At 73.2% G+C, this 12,725-nt stretch carries 11 protein-coding genes and 1 pseudogene; 5 read left to right on the top strand and 7 right to left on the bottom strand.

Annotated elements, in window-relative coordinates; translation table 11 throughout:
• The first annotated feature begins 2 nt into the window (after positions 1–2).
• A complete protein-coding gene (locus AC0VX6_RS04895) occupies positions 3–2,063 on the top strand; it encodes a hypothetical protein (protein ID WP_475467485.1) in 2,061 nt (686 codons plus the stop codon).
• Here the strand turns inward: AC0VX6_RS04895 and AC0VX6_RS04900 are convergent.
• The gene (locus AC0VX6_RS04900; protein ID WP_274976384.1) at positions 2,060–3,382 is read right to left on the bottom strand and encodes an acyltransferase family protein; all 1,323 of its coding nucleotides are present in this window, start codon (positions 3,380–3,382) and stop codon (positions 2,060–2,062) included. The two genes, AC0VX6_RS04895 and AC0VX6_RS04900, sit on opposite strands and share 4 nt — an antisense overlap.
• A gap of 171 nt (positions 3,383–3,553) precedes the next feature.
• Here AC0VX6_RS04900 and pgfA point away from each other — a divergent pair, with 171 nt between their 5' ends.
• From pgfA to AC0VX6_RS04920, 4 genes are all read left to right on the top strand, one after another.
• Positions 3,554–4,477, top strand: a complete 924-nt coding sequence (gene pgfA / locus AC0VX6_RS04905; protein WP_444962603.1) for a cell envelope lipid trafficking protein PgfA — start codon at positions 3,554–3,556, stop codon at positions 4,475–4,477.
• Between the two features lie 72 nt (positions 4,478–4,549).
• Positions 4,550–5,527: a decaprenyl-phosphate phosphoribosyltransferase gene (locus AC0VX6_RS04910; RefSeq protein ID WP_274976386.1), complete on the top strand. Its 978-nt coding sequence runs from the start codon at positions 4,550–4,552 to the stop codon at positions 5,525–5,527.
• Positions 5,524–6,891 carry an FAD-binding oxidoreductase gene (locus tag AC0VX6_RS04915; RefSeq protein ID WP_475467487.1) on the top strand — a complete coding sequence of 456 codons (1,368 nt, stop codon included), beginning with the start codon at positions 5,524–5,526 and terminating at the stop codon, positions 6,889–6,891. The genes AC0VX6_RS04910 and AC0VX6_RS04915 overlap by 4 nt, the downstream gene beginning before the upstream one ends.
• Positions 6,892–6,969: 78 nt before the next feature.
• A complete protein-coding gene (locus tag AC0VX6_RS04920) occupies positions 6,970–7,722 on the top strand; it encodes an SDR family NAD(P)-dependent oxidoreductase (RefSeq protein ID WP_274976388.1) in 753 nt (250 codons plus the stop codon).
• Positions 7,723–7,880: 158 nt separating this feature from the next.
• On the opposite strand, the gene AC0VX6_RS04925 is transcribed toward AC0VX6_RS04920, so the two are convergent.
• From AC0VX6_RS04925 to AC0VX6_RS04950, 6 genes and pseudogenes are all read right to left on the bottom strand, one after another.
• Complete coding sequence (locus AC0VX6_RS04925) at positions 7,881–9,041, bottom strand: RNA-guided endonuclease InsQ/TnpB family protein (RefSeq protein WP_475467489.1); 1,161 nt, start codon at positions 9,039–9,041, stop codon at positions 7,881–7,883.
• Positions 9,042–9,158: 117 nt separating this feature from the next.
• Positions 9,159–9,296 (bottom strand): annotated as a pseudogene (locus AC0VX6_RS04930) (MFS transporter); the annotation flags it as partial.
• Positions 9,293–10,354: an oxygenase MpaB family protein gene (locus AC0VX6_RS04935; protein WP_475467491.1), complete on the bottom strand. Its 1,062-nt coding sequence runs from the start codon at positions 10,352–10,354 to the stop codon at positions 9,293–9,295. The gene AC0VX6_RS04935 and the pseudogene AC0VX6_RS04930, both read right to left, overlap by 4 nt.
• A gap of 129 nt (positions 10,355–10,483) precedes the next feature.
• Complete coding sequence (locus AC0VX6_RS04940; RefSeq protein WP_475467492.1) at positions 10,484–11,482, bottom strand: oxygenase MpaB family protein; 999 nt, start codon at positions 11,480–11,482, stop codon at positions 10,484–10,486.
• Positions 11,483–11,719: 237 nt separating this feature from the next.
• Positions 11,720–12,301, bottom strand: coding sequence for a GTP-binding protein (locus AC0VX6_RS04945; RefSeq protein ID WP_212641355.1), 582 nt, complete (start codon positions 12,299–12,301; stop codon positions 11,720–11,722).
• The gene (locus AC0VX6_RS04950; protein WP_212641354.1) at positions 12,282–12,725 is read right to left on the bottom strand and encodes a DUF742 domain-containing protein; all 444 of its coding nucleotides are present in this window, start codon (positions 12,723–12,725) and stop codon (positions 12,282–12,284) included. Before AC0VX6_RS04950 ends, AC0VX6_RS04945 begins: the two co-directional genes overlap by 20 nt.

The following is a 12,725-nucleotide window of genomic DNA, read 5'->3' on the forward strand; positions in this document are numbered from 1 at the left end:
CGATGCCGCCTGTTCCCCCCACCGCGCGCGGGCACGACGGTCCGGGCGCCGAAGCCGTGCGGCCCGGCCCGGTCGGGGCACCCAGGGTACGCCGCCCCGTCCGGGAGCCCGGCGGGAAGGGCCCCGGCCCGGGCGGGACGCTCCGCTCCGCGTGGGCCGCCGCCCGCCGCCTCGCCCGCGACCGCCTGGTCCTGGTGGGACTGCTGGTGGTGCTGGGGGCAGTGGGACTGCGGGTCTATGTGCTGGGCGAGTCCTACTTCGTGGAGGACGACTACCTCTTCTTCGCCAACGCCCACGCCAGCGAACTGGGGCCGGACTACCTGCTCACCCTGCACAAGGGCCACCTGATGCCCGGGGCGCTGTTCCTGGTCTACCTCCAGGCCGCCCTGTGGCCCTACGAGTGGTGGGTCAGCGCGGGTACCATGCTCGCCCTCCAGGCCGCCGCGCTGGTGGGGTTCCTGCGCCTGGTGTGGGAGCTGTTCGGCCGCCGATGGGCGCTGCTGGCCCCGCTGACCGTGTACGCGCTGGCCCCGCTGACCGTGCCCGTGCTGGGCTGGTGGTCGGCGGCGCTCAACGCGGTCCCCCTCCAGTTGGCCCTGGTGCTCGCCGTGCTGTGGACCGTGCGCTACCTGCGCACGGACGACCACCGGCTGGCCTGGCGGGCGGGCGGCGCCGTCGTGTTCGGCATGCTGTTCACGGTCAAGGCGATGTTCCTGCCGCCGGTGCTGTTCGCCGTGGCCGTCGCCCACCTCTACCCCGGCGGGCTCGTCGCCGGGACCCGGCGGGCGTGGGCCCTGCACCGGCCGTTCTGGGCGGCGATGGGCGCGCTGTTCGCCGCCTACGCGGCGTTCTACCTGGTACGGATGCGCGCGGCCGGTGGCGGGGAGGGCGCGGGCGTGCCCCAGAGCGAACCCGCCCTGACAATGCTGCGCGGGCTGCTCACCGAGGTGTTCCCGGTCGGCGCGCTGGGCGGGCCCCTGGAGTGGGGCCCGGTCACCCCGACCGGCGGCCTGGTCGACGTGCCGGGCGTGACCGTGCTGGCCGCCTGGGCGGTCTTCTCCGTGATCGTGCTGGTCAGCCTGCGGATGCGGCGCGGGGCGTGGCGGGCCTGGGCTTTGCTGCTGGCCTACCTGGTGGTCGTGGACGTCGTCCCGACGATCATCGCGCGCGGCCGGTTCCAGGACGTGGCCGCCGCCGACCCCCGGTACGTGGCGGACGCGGCGCTGGTGTTCGCCCTGTGCCTGGCCCTGGCCTACCTGCCCACCAGGGAGGAGCGGGCGCGCGCCCTGGTCGGCGGGGCCTCGTCGGCCCCGGCGGACGGAGAGCCCTACCGCGTGCGGCCCCGGCGCGCCGCCCGGGTCGCGGCCGCGCTGGCGACGGCGGTGTACGCGGTGGCCGCCGGGTACTCCACCCACGCCTACGCCCAGACCCTGAGCGGCGACCGCCTCCAGTGGTACCTGGACACGGTGCGCACGGCGCTGGCGGACGTCCCGGAGGAGGGCGGCCTGTACGCGCGCCCGGTCCCCGAGGACGTGGTCCTGGAGTGGAACGGCCAGCGCCGCCTGAGCTCCTGGGTGCTGCCGCCGCTGGCGTCGGACGACGTGGCCGAGCGGATGGCCGTGCCCGAGGAGGCCGCCACCGCGTACGTGTTCAACGACGCCGGGTTCCTGGTCCCGGCGCGGCCCTCCGACGACAGCGACATGTTCGCCCCCGGGCCCGCGGACGAGTGCCTGGAGCCCTGGGAGGGGCTGGTGTCCTGGCCGGTGGAGGCGCACGGCGGCGTCGCCCAGGTCGTCACGCTCGGCTACACGGCCGAGGAGGACGTCGGCGTGGTGGTGGCACTGGGCGACGACTGGATCGAGGTCGAGCTGCCCGCCGCCGAGGAGAACGGCACCTGGTACGTGCCCGCGGGCGCCTCCGGTGAGCAGCTGTCGGTGTTCGTGCCCGAGGACCCCGAGGACCGGGGCGGGCTGTGCCTGGACTGGGTGTCGGTGGGCGGCATGGCGCCGACGGTGGAGGGCAACCCGTGGGCGCCCGAGGATGACGACCGGGCTGGGAGCTAGGCGCTCCGAGCCCGCCCGCGGGAGAGGCGGTGGGACCAGCGGCGGCTGGGCTCCTCCACCCACCGGTGGCTCGCGGCGGCCAGCAGCACGGTCCCGATCGTCACCGGCACCGCGTCCAGCCAGAACGACCCGGTGAAGATCTCCTGGCCGGTGAAGTCGCGCCACAGGTAGAGCACCATGAACTGCCACAGGAACACGCCGTAGGAGACCCGCCCCAGGAACTGGCACACCCGGTGCCGCAACAGTGAGTCCAGCCACCGGCCCCCGCGCCAGGCCCGCGCCTCCCGCAGCGGCAGGGGAGGCCCCGCCGGGCGCGGCGCCAGCGCGCACGGGGCGATCAGGAAGAACGCGACCCCGATCCCGGCCAGCGAGTCCACGGCCGAGGTCCAGATGTCGCCCGAGCCGATGAAACGCCCGCCGGAGGCCTCGGTGGCCTTCAGAGCGAAGAACCCGCCCGCGACCAGCCAGCACACCCCGGGGGAGGAGCCCAGGGTCCGGCACAGGCGGCGCACCGGGCCGTCGGCGCCGGGTTCGCGCCAGGCCCACTCCGAGAGCACGGCCAGCGCCATACCGGCGGCGAACAGGCCCGCGGTCCGGGGCAGCCAGGCGTGCATGTACTCGCGGGGCTCGGGATAGAACTGCGGGACCAGCGCGGCCAGGCCCAGCAGCGCCATCACCCCCAGCCCCGCGAGCAGCCGCCGGCCCCGCGCGTCCACGCTCCGGCCGCCGCGCGCCCACAGGGCCAGGAACAGCCCGAACAGCGGGAGCAGCAGGTAGAAGCTGACCTCCACCGACAGGCTCCACATCTGGCCGAGGCCGTAGGGGCCGGTGCCCACCCACGGCGGGTCGGTGTTGAAGGGGAAGGTGAGGGTCAGGACCTCCCACCAGTACCGCAGCGAGCCGAGTTCGTCCCGGGAGTAGACGAGCAGAGCCGTCACGGCCACCAGCCAGTAGGCGGGCAGGACCCGCACGGCGCGGCGCCACAGGTAGGGGCGGGCGCGCGGCCCGCGCACCCCGTCCAGGGCCGCGCGGGCCCAGGGCCGGTACAGCAGCACGCCCGAAAGCGCGAAGAACAGCGGCACGGCCACGTCGAAGGCGGACAGCAGGCCGCCCATCACCCCCGGCGCCAGGGAGTCGCCGGTCTCGGTGGCCACGTGGAACACCAGGACCATCAGGGCGGCCAGGGCGCGGACGCCGTCGAGGGCCTCGTGGCGGCCGTCGACCTGCGGCAGCAGCAGCGAGGGGTCGGGGGTGCGCGCGCCGGCGGAGTGGGCACCGGCGGCGGGGTCCCCGGGCGCGGAGGAGGAGGTGGGCGCCATGGGCCTTCCAGGACGGGGAAAGGGCAGAACGTGTAGCACTAGAACGCGTTATAAAAATTTCGACACGCCCTGGTGACGTCGTTCGCTACTGGGCAGTACTCTACCCGGAACTGAACCTAGTTCCACTAGACCCAGTTCCAGATCTGGACTCTCATACGCCCAGGAGGGCACATGCGCCGTACCGTTGCGGTCGTTCTCGTCGCGTTTGGGGTCTTCTTCCTCGCCTTTGCCCCCATGATGCGCACGTGGCTGTCGAGTTCCCTGATGAAGACCCCTCTGGACTACTACAGCGAAACGGTCCTCGAGGCCGACGGGGCCACCTACTTCAACATCGAGGACGTCGAACTCGTCGAGGACGCCACCCTGGAGGCGCGTTCGACCATCCGCGCGGACGTGGCCTCCAGCACCGACGAGACGGTGGTGTGGGATCAGTTCACCTGGGTCAGGGACGCCGAGACCGACTTCGGCATCACCTCCAGCAGCCGCCGCGCCGGGCACGACCGCGTCACCGGGGAGGCGGTCGACTGCTGCGACTCCATGGTCAACGACGAGTCCGTCGCCCAGAGCGGCCAGGCCTGGAAGTTCCCCTTCTTCACCGAGCAGCGCGACTACGACTTCTACGAGACCACCGCGCGGGAGGTCGTCCCCATGGAGTTCCAGGGGACCGAGGAGGTCGGGGGCGTCGAGGCCTACAAGTTCGTCCAGGAGGTCGAGGACGAGGTCATCGGCGAGCGCACCCTGCCCCGCTCGGTCGCCGGGATGGAGGGCGAGGGCGACGTCACCGGCGACGAGGTCTTCTCCATCACCCGCACCTACTGGATCGAGCCCGTCACCGGCTCCCCCCTCAAGATCGGCGAGGACCAGAACCGCGTCGTCGTCGTGGACGGCGAGGAGGTCCTGACGCTGTTCGACGCCGAACTCGTCTCCAACGACGAGTCCGTCCAGAACGCGGTCGCCAACTCCGAGCAGGGACGCACCGTGCTGCCCCTCCTCCAGACCACCCTGCCCGTCGTCTGCCTCGTCGCCGGTGTCGGTTTCATCGGCGTCGCGGTCGTCCTGTTCGTCACGGGCCGCCGTCGTGACCACCACCACTGACCCCCGCACCCGCCCCTCGCCGACACGCCCGACCGGGCGCGTCGGCGTGCGGCCCGGCGCCCTCCGGCCGCGGTGACGGAGAGGACGCGGGCCACGGAACCGGCGGCGGCCGGGGCGCCGCGCGGCGACGGGGGGACGCTCGGCGCGCTGGTCCGCGCGTGCCGCCCCCGGCAGTGGCTCAAGAACCTCCTCGTCCTGGCCGCGCCCGCCGCGGCCGGGGCCCTGACGCAGACCGGGGCGCTGCTGACCAGCGCCGCGGTGTTCGCCCTGTTCTGCGCGGCCGCCAGCGGCACCTACCTGCTCAACGACGTCCACGACGCCCGGCGCGACCGCGCGCACCCGCGCAAGCGCCACCGCCCGGTGGCCTCCGGCGCGCTCCCCGTCCCCGTGGCCGTCGCGGTCGGGACCGCGCTCAGCGCCGCCGCGCCGCTGGCCTCCCTGGCGCTGGGCGATCCCGCGCTGTCCGCGCTGGTCGCCGGGTACGTGCTGCTCACGCTCGTCTACACCCGCTACCTGCGGGACCTGGTGGTGTGCGACCTGGTCGCGGTCGCGGCCTGCCACGTGCTGCGCGCGGTGGCGGGCGGGGTGGCCGTCGGCGTGCCGCTGACATCGTGGTTCGTGATCGTGGTGTCCCTGGCCGCCCTGCTGGTGGTGGTCGGCAAGCGCGAGGCGGAACTGCGTGCGACCGGCGCGTCCGGCGACGGGGCCGCCGCGCCCGGCGACGCCCCCGGGGGACCCGCCGCCGCGGCGGCCGCCGTCCGACCCGCCCTGCGCGGCTACAGCACCGCCTACCTCTCCCAGACCCGCACCATGGCCTCGGGCGCCATGATCGTCACCTACTGCCTGTGGGCGCTGGAACCGGGCGACGGGCCCAGGACGCTCTTCCACGCACTGAGTATCGTGCCGTTCATCATGTTCGTCCTGCGCTACAACCTGCTCGTGGACCGGGGCGTGGGGGAGGAGCCCGAGGAGATCGCCCTGCGCGACCGGCCCCTCCAGCTCATCCTCTGCGGACTCGCGGTCCTGGTCGCGGCGGGGATCCACCTGTGAACCCGCCCCCGGACCGGCCGACCCTCCTGCGCGGGTGGGGGCGCACCGCGCCCACGGCCGCCCGCGTCGTGCGCCCCCGCACGCCCGCCCAGGTCGCCGAGGCGCTCGCCCGGGCGGGGGAGCGCGGGGCGCTGCCGCGCGGGCTCGGCCGCTCCTACGGCGACGCCGCCCAGGACGCCGGGGGCCTGGTGCTGGACTGCACCGGGCTCACCGGCCCCGTGCGCGTGGACGCCGAGCGCGGCGAGGTCACCGCCCCCGCGGGCACCAGCGTGGACGCCCTGCTCGCCCGCCTGCTGCCCCGCGGCCTCTTCGTCCCCGTCACCCCCGGGACCCGCCGCGTGACCCTGGGCGGGGCGGTCGCCGCCGACGTCCACGGCAAGAACCACCACACCGACTCCTCCCTGGGCGCGCACCTGCGCTCCCTCACCCTGGTCACCCCGGACGGGCGCACGCGCCGCCTGGGACCGGAACCCGGCGGCGACCCCGACCTGTTCTGGGCGACCGTCGGCGGCATGGGCCTGACCGGGGTGGTCACCGAGGCCACCCTGGGCGTGGTCCCGGTCCGGACCGCGTACATGCGGGTGGACGCCGACCGGACGCCGGACCTGGAGGCCACCCTGGAGCTGATGGCGCGCCCCGGCCACCGGTACTCGGTGGCCTGGCTGGACCTGTTCGCCCGCGGGCGCGGCCTGGGCCGGGGCGTGGTCACCCGCGCCCACCACGCCGAGCCCGGCGACATCCCGGGACCGCTGCGCAGCGACCCGCTGCGGTACCGGAGCACGAGCCTGCCCGTGCCGCCCCTGACCCCGCCGACGGCCACCCTGAACCGGTGGACCGTCGGCGCGTTCAACGCGCTCGAACACGGCCGCGCGCCCGGGAGGCGGCGCGGCCGGATCCAGACGGTGGGCGGCTACTTCCACCCGCTGGACGCGCTCGACGGGTGGAACCGGCTGTACGGCAGGCACGGCGCGGTGCAGTACCAGTTCGTGGTGCCCTTCGGCGCGGAGGACGTCCTCGCGTGGATCGCCGGGGAGCTGTCGCGCAGGCGCGCGCCCTCCTTCCTGGCGGTCCTCAAGAGGATGGGGCGGCCCACACCGGGACCGCTCTCCTTCCCCCGGCCGGGGTGGTCGCTGGCCGTGGACCTGCCCGCCGACCTGCCCGGACTCGGCCCCCTGCTGCACCGCTTCGACGAGCGCGTGGCCGACGCGGGGGGCCGCCTGTACCTGGCCAAGGACAGCCGTGCCAGCCCCGAGGCCGTGCACGCCATGTACCCGGGTCTGCCCGCGTGGCGCCGGGTGCGCGAGCGGGCCGACCCGGACGGGGTCCTGGTCTCGGACCTGGCCCGCCGACTGCGGCTGCTGTGACAGCGCGGCCCTTCGGTGGCACGATGACGGCCGTCCCCGGCACCCGGGGACCCACACTCCGGAAAGGCAGGGACAGCCGTGCGCGACTCGGTGGGAGCGGTGCGGAGCGTGCTGCTGCTCGGCGGCCGCAGCGAGATCGGTCTGGCCATCGTCGAACGGCTGGTCCGCGAGGGCGCCCGCGAGGTGGTGCTGGCCGCCCGGGGCGGGGTGCCCTCCCCGCCGGGCGCGCTCACCGCGCTCGGGGCGCGGACGCACTCGGTGGACTTCGACGCCGGTCTGCCCGACACCCACACCGGCACCGTCGCGGCCGCGGTGGAGTTGGTGGGCGACCTGGACGTGGTGGTGGACGCGTTCGGGGTGCTGGGCGAGCAGTCCGAGTACGAGGCCGACCCGGCCGCCGCCGCCCGCGCCGCCGCCGTCAACTACACCGGGCACGTGTCCGCCGACCTGGCCGTGGCCGCCCGCCTGCGCGAGCAGGGCCACGGGACGCTCGTGGTGCTCTCGTCCGTGGCGGGGGTGCGGGTGCGCAGGTTCAACTTCGTGTACGGGTCGGCGAAGGCGGGCCTGGACGGCTTCGCGCAGGGCCTGGCCGACTCCCTGCACGGGTCCGGCGCGCGGGTGCTGGTGGTGAGGCCGGGCTACGTGCCGACGCGGATGTCGGCGCACGTGGCGCCCGCCCCCTTCCCGGCCACGCCGGGCCAGGTCGCGGACGCGGTGTCGGCCGGGCTGCGCTCGGGGGCCGCCACCGTGTGGGCGCCGCGCGTGCTCCAGCCGCTCTTCGCGGGGATGCGGCTGCTCCCGCGCCCGCTGTGGCGCCGCCTGAATCGCTGAAGCCGCACCAGGCAGCACAGCTTGACTTCCTCTCCTTCGTGAACGAGGGAGATTCCGACCGGGCCTTGCGGTACGGTCGGCGCTGAGTGCCTCGCGGCCGCAGCTGGTTCCTGCTTCATCGACATGGCATCCCAGAGGTCTCGGCAGGCTGGCACGGTTCACCCCGAAGGGCTAGTCCATCCGCGCGTGAGAATGTTCTGGGCCGCGTTCACGTCCGCATGAGCTGTGTGCCCGCACCTACCGCAGCAGAAGACCGATTGGCTCTCTCGGTTCTCCGCCGCGACGTATGCGCACGAGTGACAGGTCTGCGAGGTGTACGCAGGATCAACTTCCACGATTCGGGTACCGGTGCGCCGGGCCGCGTTCTGACAGGCGAGCGTGAACCCGTGCCATCCCTTGGCCAGGATCGCCCGGTTCAACCCCGCCTTCTGGCGCACGTTAACGCCCGGCGCGTCGACGGTGCCTTTGGCCGAGGCGGTCATGTTCTTGGTCTTGAGCTTCTCCAGCACCACGACCGCGTTCTTGGCACACACCACGTGCGCGGTCCGGGCGGCGAAATCGGCGCGCCGAGCCCGCACCCGCCCGGTCAACGCGCACAGGGCGGCCTTGGTTCTGGCCCGGTTGTTCGACCCCCGGCGTTGGCGGGACAGGCGTCGGCGAAGGCGGCGTTCGCGCTCGGCCTCCTTCGGGGTTTGGAACACCTGGTCGAGCAGGTCGCCGTCGGAGGTGGCCACCGCCACCGCCACACCCCGGTCGATGCCCACCGTGCTGCCGGGGCGCTCATGCGCCTGCGGTGTGGTCTGACCGTCCTCGCACAGCAGCGACACGTACCAGTGGGCCCCGTCCCGCGAGATGGTCGCGGAGCGGACCGTGCCCCGGGGCGCGCGTGACCAGCGGAACCGTACCCATCCCAGCTTGGGCAGCTTGATGCGCCCCCATTTGCGGCTCAGGCGTTGAATGCTCATCCGCCCACCGTCGGGGAAGCGGAAGGAGGGCTTCCACCGGTCCTTGGCACGCCACCGCACCTTGAACGTGCCGTGCTCCCGGCAGGCCCGGTCCAGGTCGCGCAGGGTCTGCTGGAGGATGTGGGAGGGGGCGGCCTTCAGCCAGGTCTCCTCGGTCTTGGCCTCGGCGAGCTCTCGGGCTTGGAGGTGGTAGCCGCAGTAGGGCAGGCGCTGGCCGCGCCGCCAACGGGACACGGCCTCACGGCGCTGGTGCAGGCCGGTGTTCCACACCGCCCGACAGATATCGCCATAGACCTGACACGACTCGGCCTGCTCGTCAGTGAGCGCGAGCCGGTACCGAAATCCCGTCAACATGATGAGAAAACACCTCCCCTCGAAGAACCAGCACACACCGTAGTCGGGCCCTACGACAATGTGGCGGGGAGCGGTTTACCCCGCTCTGAAGGACGGGGTCTGCGCTGCATCGAAACCGATCAGGAACAACAGCCCGGGCACCGTGTTGAAGATCCCCGTGGCCACCGCGCCGCTGCCGTACCAGGCGTGCACCGAACGGGGCAGCGGAGCGCCCGGCCCGCCGACCGTGCTCCGGGCGGCGGGCGCGGCGGTCACGCGCGCCCGTCCGCGGAGGCCTCGGCGGCGGTCGCCGGAGCCTCCCGGGTCCGCGCGGCCGGGGAGGGCTCCGCGGTCTCCGGCGTCGCGGAGGGCCGTGCCGCCCCCGGGGCCTCCCGGACCTCGGGAGCCGCGCCGCCCGTCCCGCCGCCCTCGCCGTACAGCTCCTCGTGCGCCACCGGGTCCACGTCGTGCGCCACGGGGCAGCCCGCCGGGAAGGTGCCGATCCGGTTGACGTCGTACCCCTCGGGGTAACTGCGGATGTTCGGGTTGTCCTCCGCCCACAGCGGCTCCTCGCGCGGCTTCATCCGGCGCACCACCAGGGCCCGCAGCCTCAGCGCCAGGTGCGCCGCCAGCCGCCACGCCCTGCTGGGCGGCTCGTAGCGGAAGGTCTCGATGAGCGACTCGTCCAGGATCGCCATGGAGAACTTCCGGGCCGGCCCGGACACGCGCCGCGGGTAGAAGGACACCATCAGGTCGAGGGTGGCGTCGGAGACGGCCCGGCCGCCCTCGGTGTAGGCGAAGTGCTCGCGCTCGTAGGAGTCGAGGAGTTCCCGGAACTGTGCGTAGCTCTCGGGGATGTCCTTGATCCCCATGTACCGGCCGAGCCTGCGGTAGTAGTGCGTGATCGCCGAGATCTCGTGCTCGCTCAGCCTGCGCCAGCCGTAGCCGTGGTCGTTGATCCAGCGCACCGGCATGACCACGAACGTGCTGAGCACGTAGCGGTAGTCGTCGTTGCTGATGTCGTAGGAGCGGTGCATCTGGTTCATCCGGCGCAGCGCGTCGCGGCCCTGCCCGGGCTCGAACCCGTACCGCATCATGTTGTTGAGGATCAGCGCGGTGTCGTCGTAGCGTTTCTGGGTGCTGCCGGTGAACTCGTCGGTCCGGCCCAGGAGTCCGCCGATGCTGGGCACGGCGTAGGTGCGGTACAGGGCGATGCCCAGCGCCCGGCCCATGTCCCAGGGGAACTCCTGGGCGTTGAGGATCTGCATGATCCGTACGCAGTCGGCCTCGTGGTCCAGGTGGTGGATCTCGTCTCTGAGGTCGAAACGCTTCATTCGCGGTTCCTTCGGGGAGAGGGATCGTTCGGGACGGGGGACGGGGGACGGGGGACGGGGGACGGGGGTCGGGGCGCGAAGGGCTCGCGTGAGACGGGACTCGGGGGACGTGCGGGGCCCGGGAGGCCGCTACCTCTGCGCGTCCTCCTCGGAGGTCGGCGCGGGCGCCCCGCTGTGCGTCTCCCCGGAGGTCGGTGCGACCGCCTGATCCGGCGCGGGCACGCGGGCGCCCGTGGCGGCGACCTCGCGGGTCACCATGCCGTGCGGGACCGGGCAGCCCTGGGGGAAGGTGCCGATCCGGGACGGTTCGTAGCCCCGGGGGTAGCTGCGGATGTTGGGGCTCATCCTGGCCCACCGCGGTTCCCGGCGCGGCGGCATCAGGCGCACCACGCGGGCGCGCAGCCTCAGCGCGCCCGCGCTCAGCCGCCGCCAGGCGGCCGAGGGCTCGGGGTAGCCGAAGGCCTGGATGAGCCGGTCGTCGAGCAGGGCCTTGGTGAAGGGGCGGACCAGGGGCCGCTGCCAGGCCGGGTAGAAGGACACCATCAGCCCCAGGGTGGCGTCGGAGACGGCCCGGCCGCCCTCGGTGTAGGCGAAGTGCTCGCGCTCGTAGGAGTCGAAGAGTTCGAGGAACCCGGCGTAGTCCCCGGGGATGTCCTTGATCCCCATGTGCCTGCCGAGCTTGCGGTAGTAGTTGGTGTTGGCGGCGATCTCGTGGTCGCTCAGCCTGCGCCAGCCGTAGCCGTGGTCGTTGATCCAGCGCACCGGCATGACCACGAACGTGCTGAGCACGTAGCGGTAGTCGTCGTTGCTGATGTCGTAGGAGCGGTGCATCTGGTTCATCCGGCGCAGCGCGTCGCGGCCGCGGCCCGGACCGAATCCGTGCTCCATGATGTCGTTGAGGATCAGCGCCGTGTCGTCGTAGCGGTGCTGCGTGCGCTCGGTGAACTCGCGCGTGTGCGCCAGCAGCTCGCCGACGCCGGGCACGGCGTAGGTGCGGTACAGGGCCAGGCCCAGGGCCTGTTCGATGTCCCACGGGAACTCGTGGCCGCCGAGGATGCGCACGATCTGCTCACAGTCGTCCTCAGCGTCCAGGGCATGGATCCGGTCGCGCCACTCGAACCGCTTCATGGGCAACTCCAGTCACCTTCGTCCGGGCCCGTCGGACGGGGCCGTAGTCTGCGGGTGTGGCACGCCCGCGGCGCTCCACGGGGCGCACTTTACCTGGAAGCCCCTTGTGTACACCGGCTCCGGGTCTCCGAGCGTGTCCGCAACCCGACAGAGCGTCCGAAACCCCCGGGTTCGTCCCCGGCGGATGACACGAGAGGGGTGGGGGACCCGGTCCCCCGCCCCTCTCCCGGAACGGACTCAGGCGGCCATCCGCTCGGCCACCCGGTTCACCAGCGTCACCAGCACCGCCTTGGCCGACTCGCGCTCACGCGCGTCGCACAGCACGACGGGGATCGCGGGGTCCAGGCTCAGCGCGGCGCGGACCTCCTCGGGCTCGTACCGGTGGGCGCCCTCGAAGCAGTTCACCGCCACCACGAACGGCACGCCGCGCCGCTCGAAGAAGTCCACAGCGGCGAAGCACGTCTCCAGGCGGCGGGTGTCGGCGATGACCACCGCGCCCAGCGCCCCCTCGGACAGCTCCTCCCACATGAACCAGAACCGCTCCTGGCCCGGGGTCCCGAACAGGTACAGCACCAGGTGTTCGTTGATGGTGATGCGGCCGAAGTCCAGCGCCACGGTCGTGGTCGTCTTGGCCTCCACGCCCGACAGGTCGTCGATCCCGTAGCTGGCCTCGGTCATCACCTCCTCGGTGCTCAGCGGAGCGATCTCGCTGACCGATCCGACCATCGTGGTCTTACCGGCCCCGAAACCCCCCGCCACGAGGATCTTGAGCGCCGCCGGAACGGGGGCCTGCGTGTCGTCAGAGTCGCTGGATGCCATCGAGAACCGCCTGGAGTACGTCCCGGCTGACCGGGCTCTTCGCTGTGTAGGGGGCGCGGGCCAAGGCGAGGCCGCGGTTGAGCAGGTCGCTGAGCAGGACCTTGACGACGGCCACCGGGATGTCCAGGTGCGCGGACACCTCGGCGACCGACAGGGGCCGTCGGCACAGCTCCAGGATGCGTATCTGCTCCGGCTCCAGCGCCATCTCGTCGACCTCGGCCCGCTTGGCCGCGATCACGACGCTGATCATGTCCAGCTGCACGGTGTCGGCGTGGTCGCGCCCCTGCGCGATCACGTACGGCCGTACCAGCGGTCCGGCGTCCTGCTGTCCGACCGCGGCGCCCTCGTCGTACCCGCCGACCGCGTCCCTCTGGGGCAGGCCGTGCGGATCCTCCTCGGGCGGCAACTCGTTGTGCGCTTGCAT

This window comes from Nocardiopsis sp. iso_25 (assembly GCF_056173305.1).